We start from the raw sequence: 21,737 nt of genomic DNA, 5'->3' as shown, positions 1-21,737 counted from the left end.
TGGGACTTTTTTATTTATGTATAATTTTTAACTTATTTTATCATTTCAATTTTTTGAACTTCTTCTTCGTTGATGCTATCAAAGAAACCTTGTTCATTCATCCAATCATCGCTAAATACTTTACTCATGTAACGAGAACCGTGATCTGGGAAAATTGCGATTACATTACTATTTTCGTCAAATTCACCTTCTTCAGCATATTGTCTTATTGCTTGCATCACTGCTCCTGATGTATATCCAACAAATAACCCCTCTTTTCTAGTAATCTCTCTTGCAGCATGAGCACTTTCCTCGTCGGTGACTTTCATGAACTTATCGATAATATCAAAATCAGTCGCTGATGGAATTAAGTTTTTACCCAAACCTTCAATTCTGTAAGGATAAATTTCATCGTTATCAAATTCCCTCGTTTCGTGATATTTTTTTAATACTGATCCAAAAGCATCTACTCCAAGCACTCTAATATTAGGATTTTGTTCTTTTAAGTATTTTGCAGTACCAGAAATGGTTCCACCTGTTCCACTACAGGCAATTAAGTGCGTAATTGCACCATTAGTTTGTTTCCAAATTTCCGGACCGGTAGATTTATAATGCGCATCAACATTCAACTCATTAAAATATTGATTGATATAAATCGAGCCCTTCGTTTCTTCGTGCAAACGTTTGGCTACATTATAATAAGAACGTTCATCATCAGCAGATACGTGCGCCGGACAAACATACACTTTAGCGCCTAAGCTTCGAAGCATGTCTATTTTGTCTTTAGATGATTTGGAACTAACCGCAAGAATGCAGTTGTATCCTTTTATAATACTGACCATTGCTAAACTAAAACCCGTATTACCGGAAGTTGTTTCAATTATCGTATCGCCAGGAGATAAAACACCTCTCTTTTCAGCTTCTTCAATTATGTATAATGCTATTCTATCTTTTGAGGAATGTCCTGGATTAAAAGCTTCTACTTTCGCGTAAAAATTTCCTTTTAAATCTTTAGTAACTTTATTTAGCTTAATAAGTGGAGTATTACCTATCAATTCTAAAACATTATTACAAGCAGTTATTTCTTTTTTCATAAAAAAATAGTTAGTCGTACCAATTTTTAATCAGACCACGAAAGTTACAAATTTAACAAAAAAAATCTAATTAGTTTTTAATTCCTTCTAAATCTAATAAAAAACTATATTCCTTTGCTAATTCCTTTAGGGCTTCAAATCGACCGGAAGCACCACCGTGACCCGCATCCATGTTAGTATTTAGGTACAAAACAGTATCATTTGTTTTTAGAGTTCGTAGTTTAGCAACCCACTTTGCAGGTTCCCAATACTGTACTTGCGAGTCGTGAAGTCCGGTGGAAACAAACATATTAGGATACTTTTGAGCTTTTACGTTATCATAAGGCGAATACGATAACATGTAATCATATGATTTTTTCTCGTTCGGATTTCCCCACTCATCATATTCTCCAGTTGTAAGCGGAATAGTGTCATCAAGCATCGTGGTTATTACATCCACAAAAGGCACTTGAGCAATCACTCCGTTGTACAATTCCGGAGCCATATTGACTACTGCTCCCATCAACAAACCCCCTGCTGAACCGCCTTCGGCATATAAATGCTTTGGTGAAGTAAACTTTTCCTGAATTAAAAACTTGGAACAATCAATAAAATCAGTGAATGTATTTTTCTTTTTCAATAATTTTCCGTCTTCATACCATTGTCTTCCTAAATCTTCGCCACCGCGAATGTGTGCTATTGCAAAAACAAAACCACGGTCCAAAATAGACAGACGTGTTGATGAAAAGTACGTGTCCATCGTAACTCCGTAGGAGCCATACGCATAAAGCAAGACAGGATTATTTCCGTCTTTTTTTAATCCTTTTTTGTACACCATTGAAATTGGCACTTTGGTTCCATCTGTTGCAGTGGCCCAAACACGTTCTTCGATGTAATTATTTTTATCAAATTTTCCGCCAAGAACCTGTTGCTCTTTCTTGGTTTCTTTCTCTTTGGTTTTCATATTAAAATCCATAATCGAAGATGGTGTAGCCAATGATTGATAGCTGTAACGCAAAATATCAGTGTCAAAATCAACATTTGTAGTCGTGTATGCATTATAGGTTTCACTGCCAAAAGGCAAATAATACTCCCCTTCCCCACTCCAGGGCATGATGCGAATGTGATTCAAACCATTGGAACGTTCCTCGACAACCAAATAGTTCCTGAAAATTTCAATATCTTCTAATAAAACGTCTGTTCGGTGCGAAATTACATCTTTCCAATTTTCTTTTGCAGTACTGTTTTCAGGAGTTTTCATCAACTTAAAGTTAGTCGCTTTATCCTTATTGGTCAAGATATAAAAAGAATCTCCAAAATGAGATATACTATATTCCAATCCGCGAACTCTTGGTTGAAAAACCACAAATTCTCCATCCGGATCATCTGAATTTAAAATTCTGTACTCGGTTGTTAATGTACTTCCGGAACCTATAACAATGTATTTTTTTGATTTTTCCTTTCCCACAGAAACGTTAAACGTATCGTCTTTTTCATTAAAAACCAATACATCAGCAGCTGAATCTGTCGCTAACTTATGTTTGAACACTTTATCAGAGCGCAACGTTACTTTGTCTTGTCGGGTGTAAAAAATCGTTTTATTATCATTTGCCCAAACGGAACTTCCGGTAGCATTTTCAATCTTATCCGAAAAAATTTCTCCTGTTTCCAAGTTTTTGATCTGTATCGTGTAAATACGTCTTCCTACGGTATCAATTCCAAAACTCGCAAATTTATTATCCGGACTCACACTTAAACCTCCCAATTGAAAGTAGGTTTGTCCTTTGGCCAAGTCATTACAATTGAATAAAATTTCCTCATTTGCGGCAAGACTTCCTTTTTTTCTGGAGTAGATAGGATAATCTTTTCCAGTTTCAAAACGGGTAATGTAATAATAGCCATTGTACAAATAAGGAACTGATTGGTCGTCTTCCTTGATGCGGGCTTTCATCTCTTTGTATAATTCTTTTTGAAAACCCTTCGTATCCGCAGTCATGGCGTCATAATAGGTATTTTCTTGATTCAAATAATCAATGACATCCGGATTTTCTCTATCGTTCAGCCAGAAATAATTGTCAACACGTTTTTCGTTGTGTTTTTCTAAAGTTTTTGGAATTATTTTAGCTACTGGAGTAGAAATATTTTTTAACATTTGTTGTGCTTTAATTTTAGTAATTGATGGTGCAAAAATAACACAAAGACAACTTAGGATGAGTTTATTTTTCATGAATATTTTATTGATTATGACTATGCAATATAGTAATTTTGTAAATCAAATTAATTTAAAAAATTAAAACATGGATTTAATGGGAATGATGGGAAAACTAAAAGAAACCCAACAAAAAATAGAAGACACAAAAAAACGCTTGGATACGGTTCTTATTGACGAACAAAGTACTGATGGCTTATTGAAAATAACGCTGACAGCGAACAGAACTATAAAATCAATCACTATTGACGACTCATTGTTAGAAGATAAAGAACAGTTAGAGGATTACATGATCTTAGTAATGAATAAAGCGATTGAAAAAGCGACTAAAACCAATGAGGCAGAACTTGATGCTGTTGCAAAAATGGATATGCCAATGATTCCGGGTATGGATAATTTGTTCAAGTAATTATGAGTTATGAATTATGAGTTTTGACAATTTGAGAAACTCATAATTCATAACTTATAACTTTTTTTAAACCAGTTTTTGCAGCGTTTCCAAAACATACGTATGCATAACTTCCTTATAATCAAGATGTGTAACGATTCTCAGTTTTCCATGACCCATGGAACTAATTAAAATATTTTTTTGTTTCAACAATTCAATTAAATTCTTTTCGATACAATTTGGAACCAACGAGAAAATCAAAATATTAGTTTCCACCGGTTCAACTGATGCAACCCAACTTACCTTTTTCAAAACTTCTCCAATTTCTTTCGCTCTTCGGTGATCTTCAGCAAGGCGCTCTACATTATTATCTAAAGCGTATATTCCCGCTGCCGCCAAATAGCCTACCTGACGCATTCCGCCACCTAAAATCTTTCGGATGCGTAACGCTCTGTGAATCGTCGCTTTATCACCCAACAATACGGAACCAATTGGTGCTCCCAAACCTTTTGACAAACAAACAGAAATAGTGTCGAATAATTTACCAAATGCTTTTGGGTCTTGATTTTTGGCTATCAAAGCATTCCAGATTCGGGCACCATCAAGGTGAAATTTTAAATTATTGGCATCACAAACCGCCTTTATTGCTTTTAAATCTTCTAGTTCATAACAAGCGCCACCGCCTTTATTAGTTGTGTTTTCGACACAAACTAAACTTGTTAACGGACTGTGGTAAAATTCTGGATCATTGATAGCTCCCGCCACTTGTTCTGCAGTTATCATACCTCGATTTCCGTCTAATAAGCAACAAGAAACACCGCTGTTGAACGAAACACCACCACCTTCATAATGATAGACGTGCGCATATTTGTCGGCAATCAATTGTTCTCCAGGCTGTGTATGCAATTTTATTGCCGTTTGGTTCGCCATCGTCCCCGAAGGAAAAAAAAGTCCTGCTTCCATTCCAAACATTTCAGCAACTTTGGCTTCAAGTTCAATAACGGTAGGATCTTGTTTGTAAACATCATCTCCTACCTCAGCATTTAGCATGTGTACCAACATTTCGCGTGAAGGTTTTGTGATCGTATCGCTAACTAAATTTATTTCCATATTATTTTTTATTGTTGATAAGGAGAAGTCACGACTTGTCCCTGCGTAAATTTTTTTTACTTTTGTGCCACAAATTTACACAATACCGTTTGTTAATTCCAACTAGTTCCGTTAAAACTAAACTAATTGTAGTACAGAACGGAATTTTTGATAAATATTGAAAACAGATCTATCAAATTAATATAATTTTATGACAACTACCGAACAAATTAAAGGTATTGTAGAGCGCCTTGGTGCGTTGAGGAGGTATCTTTGACGTTGATGCCAAATTAATTGAGATTTCAAATGAAGAAGAAAAAACTTTTGCGCCTGATTTTTGGAACAATACAAAAGAAGCGGAACAAATTGTAAAAAACCTTCGAAACAAGAAAAAGTGGATTGAAGATTACAATAAAGCGGTCGAAATGACCGATGAATTGCAACTCGCTTACGATTTTTACAAAGAAGGTGAACTTACCGGAGAAGAATTAGACGAACATTATATCGCTACTCAAGCTCATATTGAAGCCATCGAATTCAAGAATATGCTTTCTGATGAAGGTGATACTTTGAGTGCTGTAGTACAAATAACCGCCGGCGCAGGAGGAACAGAAAGTTGTGATTGGGCAGAGATGCTGATGAGAATGTACATGATGTGGGGCGAAAAATACGGCTTTAAAATAAAAGAACTGAATTTTCAGAAAGGAGAAGCAGCAGGTATAAAAACCGTAACACTCGAATTTGAAGGCGATTATTCTTTTGGATATCTAAAAGGAGAAAACGGCGTTCATCGATTGGTGCGTATTTCTCCATTTGATAGTAATGCTAAACGTCATACTTCATTTGCATCCGTTTATGTGTATCCGTTAGTAGATGATAGCATCGAAATTGAGATTAATCCTGCTGATATCGAGATAACCACTTCGAGATCCAGTGGTGCAGGTGGACAAAATGTTAATAAGGTGGAAACTAAAGTGCAATTGTTTCACAAGCCAACCGGAATTCAAATTCAATGTTCCGAAACGCGTTCACAACAAGATAACAGACAACGCGCCATGCAAATGTTACGCTCTCAATTATATGAAATTGAGTTAAAAAAGAAACAGGCACAACGCGCTGATATTGAAGCCGGAAAAATGAAAATAGAATGGGGATCCCAAATCAGGAATTACGTGATGCAACCCTACAAGTTAGTCAAAGATGTTCGTACCGGTTACGAAACCAGTAACGTTGACGGCGTTATGAATGGAGAAATTGATGAATTCCTGAAAGCCTATTTGATGATGATGGGACAAAAAGCAGAGGAATAATTTGCATTGAGTATTTCCCTTTAAACATAAATAAAAACAAATCCTACTAGCTTCAAAACCGGTAGGATTTGTTTTTTTATAGCGTCCGAATTGTCTTTAAAGATTTAAATAAAAAGCAAAAGTTTGCAATATTCATCACTAAGTATAATTAATTAGACGAGCAAAAAAACTGTTTAAAAAAGTGTCCTGATTATACTAACTTTAACCCGTTGCGTGTAATAAATAAAAATTTCAATTAATCTTACATAAAAAATTGAACCACATAGAAACACAGAAAAAAAAGTGGGTTAGCCTAATTCTTGGATTCACGTAGCTATGGTTTTCTCTAAAAAATTCAACGCCATACATAATTTTAAAATCTGTGTTTCTGCGTGATTAAAAAATTAAACAAATTGAATTACGCCCAACGGGTTAAATTTAAACATAAAAAAAAGTTAATGTGGAAATTGTGTAAGTCCCATTCTTTGTCATCTTTTTATCTTTGTTATTCAATAATTAGTTAACAAAAATTAAAACAAATTTACTTTTCAAAAAATAAAAATATACTTTTTCAAAATTCACTTAATTAATTACTGAACATTACATACGCTAAAATAATGTGTTTTGCATACTAAATTTATTTTGGCTGATTCCAAATTAGTAATCTTTTTTAAACATAAAATTATGTCAATACAAACAATTAATCCCGCAACCAATAAAGTAGTGAAATCATTTGAAGAAATGACAGATAAACAAGTAGAACAATCTCTTGAACAGTCCGATCTTACTTTTCATGAATGGAAAAAAACATCTTATCCCGAGAGAGCAGCTGTTTTAAACAAAGTCGCATCACTAATGCGAGAGAAAAAAACAGCCCTAGCCACATTAATTACCCTTGAAATGGGAAAAATATTTTCCCAGGCTGTAGGTGAAGTAGAATTAAGTGCCAATATTTTAGAATATTACGCTAAAAATGGCGAAACATTTTTAGCCGATAAAAAGTTAGAACCTGAATTAGGTGAAGCCTTTATTAGATCAAGCCCAATTGGAGTTTTACTAGGAGTGCAACCTTGGAATTTTCCTTTTTATCAAGTGGCGCGTTTCATTGCGCCAAATATTATGGTTGGAAACACCATCTTACTAAAACATGCTTCCATGGTTCCTCAATGTGCCGTTGCAATTGAGGATTTATTTAAAGAGGCTAAAGCGCCAGTTGGATTATATACCAATTTGTTATTATCAGGAAAAAAAGTCTCAACCCTAGTTTCTGACAAACGAATTAAAGGAGTTTCGCTTACCGGCAGTGAAGCCGCTGGTGCGAGTTTAGCTGCAGAAGCGGGAAAAAACCTTAAAAAATCAGTGTTAGAATTAGGAGGTAATGATGCCTTTATTGTTTTAGAAGATGCCGATATAGATAAAACAGTTGAATGGGCCGTCGTAGGTAGAATGAACAACAATGGACAAAGCTGTATTGCCTCTAAAAGAATTATTGCTGTTGAGGCTATTGCCGATGAATTTATCGAAAAATATACCGCTAAATTAGCACAATTAAAAGTGGGTGATCCAATGGATCCAGCCACAGAATTAGGCCCTTTAAGTAGTGAAGAAGCTTTATTACACTTGTTAGATCAAGTAGAAAGATCCGTTGCAGCCGGAGCCACTGTTTTGTTAGGAGGCAAACGGGTAAATGGACCGGGAGCATATATGGAGCCTACTATTTTATCTGATTTAAACCCAGAAATTCCTGCTTATCACGAGGAATTATTTGGTCCAGTTTCCTCTTTTTACAGAGTAAAAGACGAAGCGGAAGCAATTATATTGGCAAATGATTCTGATTTTGGTTTGGGAGGTTCCATATTCACACAAGATATTGAACGTGGAAAACGAGTTGCAGATCAAATTGATTCTGGAATGATATTTATCAATCACCCAACTTGGACACAAACCGATCTGCCTTTTGGCGGAACCAAAGGTTCAGGTTATGGTAGAGAACTTTCAGAAATTGGAATTCATGAATTTGTAAATAAAAAATTAATTCGTGTAATTGGATTATCTGATCCGTTCTAGAAATTATTGATTATCCAAAGCCTAATTATTATATTACTAATTTTAAATTAGTAGAATAGATAGGCTTTGGCTTTTATAAATATATAAAATGCTTACTGTTAAAAAAGACAATTATGACAACTAAACAAATCGTGCTTGCAGCGAGACCTAATGGAAGTCCAATATTGAATGATTTTAGATTTGAAAATATAGAATTAGATGCACTGGAACAGGGCGAATTACTGTTGCAAGGAATGTATTACTCCGTAGATCCTTACATGCGTGGACGAATGAATGAAGGAAAGTCTTATGTACCTCAATTTGAATTAAACAAAGCCATAGAGGGAGGAGTTCTAGCAACTGTATTGGAATCAAAATCTGATCTTTTTAAAACGGGAGATGTTGTACTGGGAGGTTTGCCTTGGAGCGAAAAAATGATTGCTTCGGATAAAAATCTGCAAAAAATTGAATCAACAGTCGAATCCTTGACGTATTATTTAGGAATATTGGGAATGACCGGATTAACCGCTTATTTTGGTCTCCTACACATTGGTAAACCAAAAGCAGGTGAAACTGTTGTAGTTTCAGGAGCAGCAGGGGCCGTTGGAATTGTAGTTGGCCAAATTGCAAAAATCCATGGAGCCCGTGTAATCGGAATTGCTGGTTCTGATGAAAAAGCAACAATGTTAAAAGAAAAATTTGGTTATGACGATGTCATCAACTATAAAATAACCACCGATATAAACTCCGCAATAGCTAATTTATGCCCAAATGGAGTTGACGTCTATTTTGACAATGTGGGCGGAAGCATTTCTGATGCGGTAATCCAAAACCTGAATTTTCACGCTAGAATTGTGCTGTGTGGGCAAATTTCTTTATACAATAGTGCTGAAATTCCTATGGGGCCCCGAATTCAACCGTTGCTATTAACCCGAAGTGTATTAATGCAGGGTTTTATCATTAGTAATTTTCAAAAAGACTTCCCAGAAGGAATTGCTCATTTATCAAAATGGGTAAATGAAGGAAAATTAAAATTCACAGAAACAATAGTAGATGGTTTTGATCAATTACCGGCTGCCTTACTTGGTTTATTTAAAGGAGAAAACAAAGGAAAAATGATTGTTAAAGCATAAAATTCGAATCAAATAAATAAAAATTAGCCGATACTTTTAATTAAGTATCGGTTTTTTGCTGTAAAATTAATTACAACCATTTAATAAAATGAAATTTAACTGCAACGGTAGTCGTACATATTCTGAGTGTTAAAGAAATTGATAGGATTAGGAATTTCAACCCTAAATTCTTTTATTTGAAAAATATTTAATAACAAAATCCTATATCTACGTAATGAAATCCTACACCATTCAAGAAATAAATGAGATACTACAGGGAGAAATAGTCGGGAATACTTTTCAACGTATCATTGCACCTGAACAACTTGAGGCCGCTAATGAATCTGAAATTTCATTTATTGGAAATAAAAAATACGAAAAATTTTGGTCAGCATCAAAAGCCTGTGTCGCAGTTGTCAACGAGGATATTGCCATACAACCCGGAAAAGAAAGGGCTTTTATAAAAGTAAAAAATGCTGATTTAGCAATGTCTCAAATATTAGATCTTTTTGCACCTCCAACTCCACTATTTAGAGTCGATATTCATCCAACCGCAACAATAGACGAAACTGCAACTATTTGTAATGGTGCCCGAATTGGTGCAGGATGCTACATAGGTCCTAAAGTCATTATTGGTGATTATTCTACTATTTATCCTAATGTAACCATTTTAGATGAATCAACGATAGGAAAAAACACTGTGATTTGGTCAGGATCAGTTATTAGAGAACGTTGTCAAATAGGAAACGACTGCATTATACATCCCAATGCAACTATTGGCGCAGATGGTTTTGGTTTTCGTCCGGATCCACAGAGAGGTTTGGTAAAAATTCCGCAAATTGGAAACGTAATTATAGGCAATAATGTCGAAATCGGTGCCAATACCTGTATTGATAGAGGAAAATTCAGTTCTACTGTTTTGGGTGACGGTTGCAAAATTGATAATTTGGTCCAAATAGGTCATAACAGCAAATTAGGTAAATTTTGTATAATGGCCGGAAATAGTGGACTTGCCGGTTCAGTAACATTAGGAAACGGCGTTATTATTGGCGGAAGCGCTTCCATAAAAGACCATACCACTATAGGTGATGGTGCTATTGTAGGTGCCGGTTCCGGTGTAACAGGAGATATCCCTGCCGGAAAAACCATGTTGGGTTATCCGGCTGTAGAGGCTCGAGATGCATTGAAACAATGGGCAATTTTGAAAAGACTTGTAAAAGAATCCAAAAAATAAACTTTCTCTTTTTTATTAAATTCGTAAAAAACAGGAGTTTATTTCTGTTTTTTGGTTTTATTAGTAAAAATATATTCAATTATCATTATATACGATTTAAATTAATAAAATTTATTTCGTTGGATTTTGTATTTTTGACGCAAACTTTTTTAATATTATTTCATCATGGATTTGAACTTCAACAAAAACGAAGACCACAATAAACTTTTACTTTCCGCATTGCGTCAAAAATTAAGCGTAGTTAAATTAGGCGGCGGCGAAAAACGCATTCAAAAATTACATGGCGAAGGCAAAATGACCGCACGCGAACGAATCGATTATTTATTGGATCCAAAAGCGAAAAGTATTGAAATTGGGGCATTTGTTGGTGAAGGAATGTATGCCGAACACGGTGGCTGCCCATCAGGTGGCGTTGTTGTAAAAATAGGATACATCCGAGGAAAACAATGTATTGTAGTGGCTAATGATGCCACTGTAAAAGCAGGAGCTTGGTTTCCGATAACGGCTAAGAAAAATTTACGCGCACAGGAAATCGCAATGGAGAATCGTCTTCCAATAATCTACTTGGTAGATAGTGCCGGAGTTTATTTGCCTTTACAAGATGAGATTTTCCCGGACAAAGAACATTTTGGACGCATTTTCAGAAACAATGCTCAAATGAGCAGCATGGGAATTACCCAAATTGCTGCCGTTATGGGAAGTTGTGTTGCAGGTGGTGCCTACCTGCCAATTATGAGCGATGAAGCAATGATAGTGGATAAAACGGGAAGTATATTTTTGGCAGGAAGCTATTTGGTTAAAGCGGCCATTGGCGAAAGCATTGATAACGAAACTTTGGGCGGAGCAACAACACATTGTGAAATTTCAGGTGTTATAGATTACAAAGCTAAAGATGACAAAGACGCATTAGACAAAATAAAAAACATAGTTGACAAAATAGGTGATTTTGATAAAGCCGGATACAGCCGAATTAAAGCGGAAAAACCAGCGCTTGATGAAAAGGAAATCTATGGTATTTTGCCAAAAGCCAGAAATGAACAATACGATATGATGGAAATCATCAATCGTTTAGTGGATAATTCCGAGTTTGAAGCGTATAAAGAAGGTTACGGTCAAACCATTATTACCGGTTATGCCAGAATTGACGGTTGGGCAGTAGGAATTGTTGCCAATCAACGAAAAGTAGTGAAAACTAAAAATGGCGAAATGCAATTTGGAGGCGTAATTTACTCCGATAGTGCTGATAAAGCCACGCGTTTCATAGCCAATTGCAACCAGAAAAAAATCCCATTAGTATTCGTTCAGGATGTTACCGGATTTATGGTTGGATCTAAATCCGAACATGGAGGAATTATAAAAGACGGTGCCAAAATGGTAAACGCTGTATCTAATTCAGTTGTTCCAAAATTTACTGTTATCGTAGGGAATTCATACGGAGCCGGAAATTATGCCATGTGTGGAAAAGCGTATGATCCCAGATTAATTTTTGCATGGCCAAGTGCAGAATTAGCTGTTATGGGCGGAACACAGGCTGCTAAAGTATTGGCACAGATTGAAGCTTCTTCGCTTAAAGCAAAAGGAGAAATAGTGGATGAAGATAAAGAAAAAGAATTGTTCGATAAAATAAAAGCTAGATATGATGAACAAGTTTCACCGTATTATGCTGCATCCCGATTGTGGACAGATGCCATTATCGATCCTTTAGATACCAGAACTTGGATTTCAATGGGAATCGAAGCGGCCAATCACTCCCCGATTGAGAAAAAATTCAACCTTGGTATTATTCAGGTTTAACACTGATTATCAATTGCTTAAATAATTATTTTGTATATTTAGGACTGTTTTGTTGCTGCTTCTTTGGAGCAGTAAAACAGCCTCATTGACTATATAACACTAACAAATCTTAACCTAATTCATTTTAATAGTTTAAAATTGAATAAGAAATGAAAAAGATTTTTGTTTTACTATTTAGTATATTGATATTGTCAGGTCAGTCTACATTGGCACAAAATAAATTAGATAGTAATAGCACAAAAAAAGAAAAAAAACCTATTTATTTTGAATCGGGAATCAATACTTCGTTACCGGTTCATATCGAAATGTATCGGACACACAGACTGGCAATTGGTTTAAATGGAAGAGTTGGGAAAATAATTTCAAGGAAATTAGAAGTAGGAATCCGATTTGATTATGACTACCGATTCATCCGCAAAAACACTCGACCTCTTACTCCTGAAAGTACGACGCAAGAAAGAGCCAGCCACAATAATTTCAGCCTTTTTAGCCTTAGACCGAACATTCAATTCAATATGAATTCGCATTGGTTTTGGGGTGCTGAAACAGGCGTTGGTTATGTTTTATCAGATGAAAACAGTAAAATAGGAATGGGTTTTGTATCAGAATACGCCAATGATCAACAATTTGGTGTATGTTCTGGATTGTATGTGGGTCGCTATTTTAACATTAGCCCTAATAAAAATAAGTTAGGATTTTCGATGAATTTAACACAATTTTTAGCTCTTGGCCATGCCGAAAATAGTCTTGGCTTTAAAGTAAATTATCGATTTTTAAACTAATTTTTAATAAACAAAAGAGTATGAAATTCAAAAAAAGGCTTTTATAAATAAGGTAATTTTTAAATTTGATACCTATAAGAATTAATGATTCATTGCCTTGTTGTACAATGGTTTAAAAATAATGTAAGGTCGCAATGTTATCATTGCGACAGAAGAGGAATTACATTATCAATTCACGACATGAGATTTCTCGTCCCTCTAAATGAAAAAATCACTACATACTAACAATACAATTTGTAATTCCTAAAACTTAAGTATAATAACACCTAACGGGTTAATTTATTTCATTTGGTCGCTGTTGTAGTTTCTTATTTTAGAACAAATAGAAACAAATATTTTTTTTATTTCTTCACGATGTTTCACTTTATTGGAGAAAACCTTAGCTATGTTGACCCGAGAATTGGGCATCCAACTCTTTTTTTAAGTTCCCATTTAGCTGATTTTGTATTTACGATCAATCACAATTTTTATTAATTGCACCAGATGGATTGAATTACATACTTTCCAGTACTTCTTTTCTTTTCACCTTGCCATTTTCGGTTTCAGTAAATTTTGCTACATAAAATACTTCTTTTGGTTTTTCATATTTATCCAAATCATCAAAAATAGTATCTTCTAATGTTTGATTTTCACCTTCAATTATCAAAACTAATTTTTCGCCCAAATCAGAATCTTGAATCCCAGTTACAAAAAATCTCGAATTAATTTTATGGGATAACTTTTGTTCTATTTTCTCCGGAATTAATTTAACCCCGCCGCTATTGATTACATTATCTATTCTCCCTATAAAAACAAACTGGTTTTCGCCAACTATTTCGACCAAATCATTCGTTACAATAGATTTTTCTGAAATTTTTGGAGCATCAATTACTAAGCAGTTTCGATCATCAATGGCAATTTTTATATTGGGTAAAACTGAGAAAGCCTGTTCTCCTATTTTCTTGGCAGCAATATGAGTAATGGTTTCAGTCATACCATAAGTTTCATAAACTGTAGTTTTTAATTTGGACAGGCCTTTTTCGAGAGCAGTATTCATTTTCGCGCCTCCAATAATAATCTTTTTTATGTTATTTAACTGCGGTAAAGAGTTTTGCGCTTGCAAAGGAACCATGGCTGCAAAATCATATTTGGTATCATTTAGCATCAAAGGATGTGAACTTGGTGCCACAAAATCTACATCAAGACCAAGTATAAAACTCCTTACAAACATCATTTTCCCTGCTATGAATTTAGTCGGCAAACAATGCAGTGCTTTATCACCGGGATGTAAATCAAAAAAATCACCCGTAGCAATCGCTGAATCAACCATCGCCTGTTTTTCTATTCGGATTAATTTAGGCGCTCCTGTCGTTCCTGATGTGTTGAATTCCACATAGGATTTATTGTCAAACCAATCAAGTATAAAATCGCCCACAGACTTTTCATGCTCATCTCCTTCTTTAATAAAACTGTACGCTACTCGGCATAAATCATTTCGATCTAAATGAAAACCGTTCAATTTAAAAAGATTATGAACGTTCTGATATGTTATTGTAGTGGTCATGAGTAGTCTTTTTTTTATTTTTTAAAGCTTAAATCAACTAAATTTTACCAGTCAATTTTTCTTTCCAGTTGCTCCAATTGTATTTTTTACTAAAGATAAATAAAAGTATCGGGAAAATTATGACAACAGGAAAAATAACATCTAATCCTGCTGAAGGATCTGAAATATCTTTGAAAATAGAATGCGTTTGAAAAGCAGACCAATCCGAAGTGACCAATAAAGCACCAACCAAATTATTAGCAGCATGAAATCCCAGCGCTAACTCCATTCCTTCATCCATAAGGGTAATAATTCCCAAAAATAATCCGGTGCCAATATAATAAACCAAAATTACAGGGCCAATTTTTACAACTTCCGGATTAAACCAGTGCATTCCACCAAAAATCAGCGAAGTCATTAGTAATGGAAACCATTTGTTTTTAGCAAGATTTGCAAATCCCTGCATCAAATAGCCTCTAAAAATAAATTCTTCGGAACTGGTTTGTATCGGAATAAGAACTATTCCGATTAGTGCCAAGATAGCAAATGGAATAGGTTTGAAATTGATTACAAAGTCATTTGGACTAAAATAATAGAAAAATAAAGTGGATACAATTGTAAATGCAGCCCAAATCAAAAATGAAAATACAATTCGGTTCCAGTCAACTTTTGCTCTTGAAGTAGTTACGGAAAGTACCGTTTGATGGTGCAGGTGTCGGATCACCAAAATGATGCCGATCATAATAAACACAAACGAAATCAGCATCAAAAACAAGTTCAGATTCGGTTCAAAAAAACGCATAATTGATTCATTACTGGTAGGATACAGTTTTCCGTTTAATACTGTTTCATAAATTAAAATGACAAGAAATGGAATCTGCCCAATCAAAGAAGCAAAAAAGATTAATATTGAACCGCCAATATATTTCCAAAACGTATTCTCTGATTTTAAACCTTGTTCTATAAACATGTGTTTTTTAATTTAATTTTACAACTGATTAGATTTACAAATATATATTTTTGTTACAACTGATATAACGCATTTACAACCATTGAAAACAAATTACATGATACAAATATACCATAATTCACGCTGCGGAAAATCCAGAAATTGTCTCGCACTTTTAGAACAATCAGAAAAAGAGTTTGAAGTCATCAATTATTTGACAAACCCGCCTTCTTTTGAAGAACTATCTACTATTATTAAAAAATTGAATATGAAACCGATTGAATTGGTGCGCCAAAAAGAAAAAATCTGGACAGACAATTTTAAAGACCAAAAAATGAATAATGAACAAATTATTCAGGTCATGATTGCTAATCCAATTCTAATTGAAAGACCGATTGTTAGAATAGAAAACAAGGCAATCATTGGCCGAGATTTAGAAAAAATAAAATCTTTCATTTCATAAAACAACTGTTTTTAATTAACATTATTTTATGATTTTAACTATTAAACCAAACGTTACTTTTGCAATCTAACGTTGGTAACTAAAGTTTTTTTAAAAATGAAAAAAATAAAATCCGCATTAATTCTTGTTCTCTTTTTCATGACTCTATTGAGTTATGCCCAACAGGCAGCTGTTGTTCCAAAAATTAAAATTTCAGGAAAAGTAGTAGAAAAAATAAGTAAACAACCCCTGGAATATGCTACAATTACTTTTTTAGAACCTAATAATCAAAAACCTGTTGCTGGTGGAATTACAAATCCAAATGGAGAATTTGATATTGAGGTAAAACCGGGAGTTTATGACATAAAAATTGAATTTATATCTTTTAAATTATTTGAAATAAAACAGAAAACCCTACAGTCTAACAGTAGTTTAGGTTTGATTAGTTTAGAAGAAAATCCCAATCAATTGAATGAAGTTATCATTCGTTCTGAAAAAACAACGGTTGAAATTAAATTAGATAAAAAAGTGTACAACGTAGGAAATGACCTTATGGTAAAAGGCGGAACTGTAAGTGATGTTTTGGACAACATTCCTTCTGTTTCTGTAGATGTAGAAGGAAATATTAGTCTTCGTGGAAATGAAAATGTACGCGTTCTTATTGACGGTAAACCCTCGAATGCAATTAATATCGCGGAAGCACTTCGATTGATTCCGGCAGATGCGATTGAAAAAGTAGAAGTGATTACCAACCCATCGGCACGATATGATGCTGAAGGTGGTGGAGGTTTATTGAACATCATCCTGAAAAAAGGAAAAAATCAAGGTTTAAACGGAACATTTATTGCCACTACCGGATATCCTAAAAATTATGGTTTGAGTGGTACATTAAACTACAAATCAAAAAACTTTAATCTTTTTACTACGCAAGGATACAATGATCGTAGCAATCCTGGAAATGCATTTACCGATTCAAGATATTTAAATGCGGACAATTCAACTCGAAATTATGTAAATGAAACGAGAGAGAACGAAAGAGACAATAAAGGATACAATGGAAACTTTGGGATGGAATTGTATTTAAGCGAAAGCCTCTCTTGGACCAACACCTTTAACTACAGAAAAAGTGATGGAAATAATGTCGACAATGTTTTTCAGAATAATTATGACGCAGGATTTAATTATGATTACACCCGCAATCGTATCAATTTAGAAAATAGTGATAGTGAGAATGTAGAATTTACTACAAACTTTACTAAAAAATTTAAAAAAGATGGTCATAAATTAACATTTGATGGTTCGTTCTCTACAAATGATGACATTAATAATGCATTAATTACGGATACGGCCACAAATACAAGTGTGGTAAAATTTGATACGACAATCAACAATCAAAGCCAAAGCAGAAATTTACTTCAAATGGATTATGTGCTACCTGTAGGTAAAGGAAGCCAGTTTGAAGCAGGATACCGTGGTGATTTCTCTGAATTACTTACGGATTACAGCGTTAAAAATGATGGAGTAACCAATAACAACTTCACCAATACATTAGAATACAAAGAGAAAGTTAATGCAATTTACACACAGTATGGTGTGAAAATTAATAAATTTTCTGCCCTTTTCGGATTGCGTTTTGAAGATTCCAATATTGAAATCAATCAATTAGCAACTAATGATTTTAATACTAAAAAATACAATAACTTTTTTCCAAGTGCTTTCTTCACTTATGAAATCTCCGATAAAAGCAGCGCTTCTGTAAGCTATAGCCGAAGAATTCAAAGACCAAGAGGAAGAATGTTGAATCCGTTCAGTAATTTGTCAAGTAACATAAATATTTTTGTTGGAAATCCAGATTTAGATCCTGCATTTTCAGACGCAATTGATTTCGGTTACATCAAAAGATGGGAGAAATTAACCTTTAATACTTCGCTTTATTTAAATAAAACTACAGATGTTTTTCAATTCGCAAGAAGAGAATCAGGTGATTTCGTAAATGGAACTCCCATACTTATTAGTTCTCCGATCAATTTGGCTACGGAATACAGAACTGGATTTGAATTCACATTAAATTATTCTCCATATAAATGGTGGAAATTAAACAGTAATTTCAATTTCTTCAGAAACGAAACGCAAGGTGATTTTACTTATACTGACTTTAAAAATAATGAAATTGTACAGAATTTTGATAACGTAGCAACTTCATGGTCTACAAGACTGACTTCAAAAATCACGTTGCCATACAAAATTGATTGGCAGACTAATGCAAGTTATAACGGTCCGCAAAATAATGCCCAAGGAAGAAGCTTAGGTATTTTTGCAGCAAATATAGCGTTCAGCAAAGACATCTTGAAGGATAAAGGAACACTTTCATTCAACGTGAGTGATGTATTCAACTCCCGAAAAAGAATGATGGAAAGTAATCTTCCAGGAATTGTAAATTCGTACAGCGAAATGCAGTGGCGAGAAAGACAATTTAATTTATCATTCACATACCGTTTCAATAAACCTAAAAACGAAAGAGAACAACCTAAGCGAAATCAAGGAGATAACGAAGGTGATTATCAAGGATAACAAAATTAAGGACTTATGAAAATGGGTCCTTTTTTTTATAAATCATTAGAGCTAATAAGATTGAAAAGTATAAGCATAAAAAAAAGGGCCCATAAATGAGTCCTTTTTTTATTTAACAAAAAGATTAAACTGATTGTTCTTGCTTCTTTTTTGCTCTTTTCTCCTTGTATGCTTCCCAACTAGCTCCACCTACCCAGTAGGATACGAAACCAACTAGAAAAAACATCAACCAAAATCCTATAGTAAGAATGGTTAAGAAAAGTAAAAAGCCTAAGTACTGTGAAAATTCAAACATGTTTTCCGGAATTTTGAATGTAGCCACAAATGTAAGTTTATTTCCTTTTCGCACCAATAAAAAACCATAAAAACTATCAATCAATTTTTATAAAAAAGGAATTATCCGTATTTTTGAACTCAGAATTTGGAGCTGTTTCCCGCTGTTCACTCCAATCTTTTCTTTTTTAAAGAAAAAAAGAAAAGGATTTCCATTTCCATCGGGGCTAAAAAGTAGTATACGACATAAATATTCCTAAATAACAACAAAATGAAATTCAGAATAGAAAAAGACACCATGGGTGAAGTGCAGGTTCCAGCTGACAAATATTGGGGCGCACAAACAGAACGTTCAAGAAACAACTTCAAAATAGGTCCATCGGCTTCGATGCCAAAAGAAATCATTGAAGGTTTTGCTTATCTTAAAAAAGCAGCCGCTTATGCCAATTGTGATTTAGGAGTTTTACCAGAAGAAAAGCGTGATGCCATTGCTGCTGTTTGTGATGAAATTCTTGCCGGAAAATTAGATGCTGAATTTCCATTGGTAATTTGGCAAACCGGCTCCGGTACGCAAAGTAACATGAACGTAAATGAAGTAGTTGCAAATCGTGCGCAAGTATTAAAAGGATTCAACATTGGCGAAGGCGAACAATTCATCAAAGCGAATGACGATGTAAATAAATCACAATCTTCAAATGATACGTTCCCGACAGGAATGCACATTGCAGCTTATAAAGCAGTTGTTGAAGTTACTATTCCCGGTGTTGAAAAACTAAGAGACACACTACATGCAAAAGCAGTTGAATTCAACAATGTGGTTAAAATAGGTCGTACGCATTTAATGGATGCTACACCGCTAACATTAGGACAGGAAATTTCCGGATATGTAGCGCAATTAAACTACGGTTTAAAAGCGGTTAAAAATACGTTGGCTCACTTATCAGAAGTGGCTTTAGGGGGAACTGCTGTTGGAACCGGATTAAACACTCCAGAAGGATATGATATAAAAGTAGCGGAATATATCGCTGAATTTACAGGACACCCATTTGTAACTGCCGAAAACAAATTTGAAGCATTAGCAGCACACGATGCCATCGTAGAAACGCACGGTGCGTTAAAACAATTGGCGGTTTCATTGAATAAAATTGCCAATGATGTACGTATGCTAGCTTCTGGACCACGTTCAGGAATTGGAGAAATCCTTATTCCGGAAAATGAGCCGGGATCTTCCATCATGCCAGGAAAAGTAAACCCAACACAATGTGAAGCATTAACGATGGTTTGCGCACAAGTTATGGGGAATGATGTTGCAATCTCTGTTGGAGGAATGCAAGGTCATTACGAATTGAATGTTTTCAAACCATTAATGGCTGCAAACTTCTTACAATCAGCGAGATTATTAGGTGATGCCTGTATGTCTTTTGACGAACACTGCGCACAAGGAATTGCACCCAACTACAAACGTATCAAAGAATTGGTTGACAATTCATTGATGTTAGTTACCGCTTTGAATACTAAAATTGGATATTACAAATCCGCTGAAATTGCTCAGACAGCGCATAAAAACGGAACAACATTGAAAGAAGAAGCTGTTCGTCTGGGGTACGTAACTCCAGAAGATTTTGAAGCTTGGGTAAAACCGGAAGATATGGTAGGAAGCCTTAAATAATGAATTGTTAATGATGGGTTATAAATCAAGAAACCCTGCAATTTAACGTTGCAGGGTTTATTGGTTTAAATTTCTTTCAGTAGCAGATTTAATAATTTAGCTTTGTTCACAAAAACTTGTATTACTTATATGGTACAAAAAAATTTAACGTTTCGTCTATTCTATAAGGAATTAATTGCATCCATTACTTCCTTCATGATTCTAATGCTTTTCAATTTATCATCATGATCAAAAATTGGACTGGTAATCATCAGTTCATCTATTTTAGTGTAATCGATAAACTGTTTCAATTCGGTAACTAATTTTTCATTACTTCCTACAAAGGAACAAGAAGTCATTTGGTTGACATGAAAATGCTCTTCTTCGCTCATAATTCCGTCTAAGGAATCAACAGGCGGTTGCAATGGTCTTCTATCATTGCGAATCAAATTCAGAAACATTTGAGTTAAACTGGTCGACAATTTTTCGGCTTCTTCATCGGTATCTGCGGCTATTGCGTTTACGCAAGCCATCGTTTTGGGTTGGTTTAAATATTTTGAAGGCACAAAATTATCCCGGTAAAACTGAAATGCCTGGTACATTTGTTTTGGTGCAAAATGTCCAGCAAAAGCGTATGGCAATCCATTGGCAGCAGCCAAAGCAGCACTATCCATACTGGAACCTAAAATCCAAATGGGAACTTTCGTCCCTTCGGCAGGAAAAGCACGCACTGCTGCAGTAGCATTATCTTCTGAGAAAAATTTCTGTAGCGCAGCCACATTTTGAGGAAATCGTTGTGATTGCTCGTAAAAATCTTTTCGAATCGCCTGTGCGGTTAATCCATCCGTTCCCGGCGCTCTTCCTAATCCTAAATCAATACGGTTTGGATGTAAAATTTGAAGAGTTCCAAATTGTTCCGCTATAATTAACGGAGCATGATTTGGTAACATGATACCACCAGAACCTACGCGAATATTTTGGGTCTGACTGGCAATATACCCAATCAGTACAACCGTTGCAGTGCTGGCTACATGCGCCATATTATGATGTTCCGCCAACCAAAATCGTTTGTATCCTAAACTGTCAGCAAGTTGCGCCAGTCCTTTTGTTTTTTGTAATGTTTCACTTGCATTACTATTTTCGGTAATTATCGCTAATTCTAATAGGGAAATCGGAATATTTTTTTTCATTATAAATTTCTACTTTTGACAAAATTAATCATTTCCTGTCGAGCCAAAAATTCTGTGCTGTTAATTGATTTATAATGTTTCTAAAAAAAGGAGTTTTTTATTACTTTAAAGTCCATAAAAAAACCTGCAACAGTGTATGGCAGGTTT

The 21,737-nt window shown here is 34.7% G+C and carries 17 protein-coding genes; 10 read left to right on the top strand and 7 right to left on the bottom strand.

What is annotated here, in order from left to right:
- Positions 1 to 32: 32 nt before the first annotated feature.
- Together ACP7AQ_RS06130 and ACP7AQ_RS06125 are read right to left on the bottom strand one after the other, a co-directional pair.
- Positions 33 to 1,073 (bottom strand): PLP-dependent cysteine synthase family protein, encoded by a 1,041-nt coding sequence (locus ACP7AQ_RS06130; RefSeq protein WP_426094805.1) that lies wholly within the window; start codon positions 1,071 to 1,073, stop codon positions 33 to 35.
- A 70-nt stretch (positions 1,074 to 1,143) separates the two neighbouring features.
- Positions 1,144 to 3,279: a S9 family peptidase gene (locus tag ACP7AQ_RS06125; protein ID WP_426094804.1), complete on the bottom strand. Its 2,136-nt coding sequence runs from the start codon at positions 3,277 to 3,279 to the stop codon at positions 1,144 to 1,146.
- A 70-nt stretch (positions 3,280 to 3,349) separates the two neighbouring features.
- On the opposite strand from ACP7AQ_RS06125, the gene ACP7AQ_RS06120 reads away from it, so the two are divergent.
- On the top strand, positions 3,350 to 3,670 hold the full coding sequence (locus tag ACP7AQ_RS06120; protein WP_426063978.1) for a YbaB/EbfC family nucleoid-associated protein: 321 nt from the start codon (positions 3,350 to 3,352) through the stop codon (positions 3,668 to 3,670).
- A gap of 66 nt (positions 3,671 to 3,736) precedes the next feature.
- Here the strand turns inward: ACP7AQ_RS06120 and ACP7AQ_RS06115 are convergent, their stop codons facing one another.
- A complete protein-coding gene (locus tag ACP7AQ_RS06115; protein ID WP_426091452.1) occupies positions 3,737 to 4,759 on the bottom strand; it encodes a threonine aldolase family protein in 1,023 nt (340 codons plus the stop codon).
- A 190-nt stretch (positions 4,760 to 4,949) separates the two neighbouring features.
- On the opposite strand from ACP7AQ_RS06115, the gene prfB reads away from it, so the two are divergent.
- The 6 genes from prfB (at position 4,950) to ACP7AQ_RS06085 (ending at position 12,995) form a co-directional block, all read left to right on the top strand.
- Positions 4,950 to 6,048, top strand: a protein-coding gene (prfB, locus tag ACP7AQ_RS06110) for a peptide chain release factor 2 (protein ID WP_426094803.1) whose coding sequence is annotated in 2 segments (ribosomal slippage) — positions 4,950 to 5,012 and positions 5,014 to 6,048 — 1,098 coding nt in all. Because the reading frame shifts where the segments join, the coding sequence is not laid out codon by codon here.
- Positions 6,049 to 6,711: 663 nt separating this feature from the next.
- On the top strand, positions 6,712 to 8,094 hold the full coding sequence (locus tag ACP7AQ_RS06105) for an NAD-dependent succinate-semialdehyde dehydrogenase (protein ID WP_426094802.1): 1,383 nt from the start codon (positions 6,712 to 6,714) through the stop codon (positions 8,092 to 8,094).
- A gap of 113 nt (positions 8,095 to 8,207) precedes the next feature.
- The gene (locus tag ACP7AQ_RS06100) at positions 8,208 to 9,206 is read left to right on the top strand and encodes an NADP-dependent oxidoreductase (RefSeq protein ID WP_426094801.1); all 999 of its coding nucleotides are present in this window, start codon (positions 8,208 to 8,210) and stop codon (positions 9,204 to 9,206) included.
- Positions 9,207 to 9,420: 214 nt separating this feature from the next.
- Complete coding sequence (lpxD, locus tag ACP7AQ_RS06095) at positions 9,421 to 10,419, top strand: UDP-3-O-(3-hydroxymyristoyl)glucosamine N-acyltransferase (protein ID WP_426094800.1); 999 nt, start codon at positions 9,421 to 9,423, stop codon at positions 10,417 to 10,419.
- A gap of 165 nt (positions 10,420 to 10,584) precedes the next feature.
- Positions 10,585 to 12,213, top strand: a complete 1,629-nt coding sequence (locus tag ACP7AQ_RS06090) for an acyl-CoA carboxylase subunit beta (RefSeq protein WP_426094799.1) — start codon at positions 10,585 to 10,587, stop codon at positions 12,211 to 12,213.
- A gap of 149 nt (positions 12,214 to 12,362) precedes the next feature.
- On the top strand, positions 12,363 to 12,995 hold the full coding sequence (locus tag ACP7AQ_RS06085; protein ID WP_426094798.1) for a hypothetical protein: 633 nt from the start codon (positions 12,363 to 12,365) through the stop codon (positions 12,993 to 12,995).
- A gap of 493 nt (positions 12,996 to 13,488) precedes the next feature.
- On the opposite strand, the gene ACP7AQ_RS06080 is transcribed toward ACP7AQ_RS06085, so the two are convergent.
- The gene (locus ACP7AQ_RS06080) at positions 13,489 to 14,538 is read right to left on the bottom strand and encodes an AMP-binding protein (RefSeq protein ID WP_426094797.1); all 1,050 of its coding nucleotides are present in this window, start codon (positions 14,536 to 14,538) and stop codon (positions 13,489 to 13,491) included.
- A 37-nt stretch (positions 14,539 to 14,575) separates the two neighbouring features.
- Positions 14,576 to 15,487 (bottom strand): CPBP family intramembrane glutamic endopeptidase, encoded by a 912-nt coding sequence (locus tag ACP7AQ_RS06075; protein ID WP_426094796.1) that lies wholly within the window; start codon positions 15,485 to 15,487, stop codon positions 14,576 to 14,578.
- A gap of 97 nt (positions 15,488 to 15,584) precedes the next feature.
- On the opposite strand from ACP7AQ_RS06075, the gene ACP7AQ_RS06070 reads away from it, so the two are divergent.
- Entirely contained in the window at positions 15,585 to 15,929 is a 345-nt protein-coding gene (locus ACP7AQ_RS06070; RefSeq protein WP_426094795.1) for an arsenate reductase family protein, read from the top strand.
- A 96-nt stretch (positions 15,930 to 16,025) separates the two neighbouring features.
- The gene (locus ACP7AQ_RS06065) at positions 16,026 to 18,479 is read left to right on the top strand and encodes a TonB-dependent receptor domain-containing protein (RefSeq protein ID WP_426094794.1); all 2,454 of its coding nucleotides are present in this window, start codon (positions 16,026 to 16,028) and stop codon (positions 18,477 to 18,479) included.
- A gap of 124 nt (positions 18,480 to 18,603) precedes the next feature.
- Here the strand turns inward: ACP7AQ_RS06065 and ACP7AQ_RS06060 are convergent, their stop codons facing one another.
- Complete coding sequence (locus ACP7AQ_RS06060) at positions 18,604 to 18,858, bottom strand: hypothetical protein (RefSeq protein ID WP_426091505.1); 255 nt, start codon at positions 18,856 to 18,858, stop codon at positions 18,604 to 18,606.
- 165 nt (positions 18,859 to 19,023) lie between these two features.
- Between ACP7AQ_RS06060 and fumC the strand changes: the two genes are divergently transcribed.
- A complete protein-coding gene (gene fumC / locus ACP7AQ_RS06055; protein ID WP_426094793.1) occupies positions 19,024 to 20,421 on the top strand; it encodes a class II fumarate hydratase in 1,398 nt (465 codons plus the stop codon).
- A gap of 161 nt (positions 20,422 to 20,582) precedes the next feature.
- Here the strand turns inward: fumC and ACP7AQ_RS06050 are convergent, their stop codons facing one another.
- Positions 20,583 to 21,590, bottom strand: a complete 1,008-nt coding sequence (locus ACP7AQ_RS06050; protein WP_426094792.1) for an LLM class flavin-dependent oxidoreductase — start codon at positions 21,588 to 21,590, stop codon at positions 20,583 to 20,585.
- Positions 21,591 to 21,737: the final 147 nt, after the last annotated feature.

The organism is Flavobacterium sp. DSR2-3-3 (genome assembly GCF_049896585.1).
Taxonomy (GTDB): Bacteria; Bacteroidota; Bacteroidia; order Flavobacteriales; family Flavobacteriaceae; genus Flavobacterium.
The sequence above is the reverse complement of the archived record's forward strand: the minus strand, read 5'-3'. Positions and strand labels throughout refer to the sequence as shown.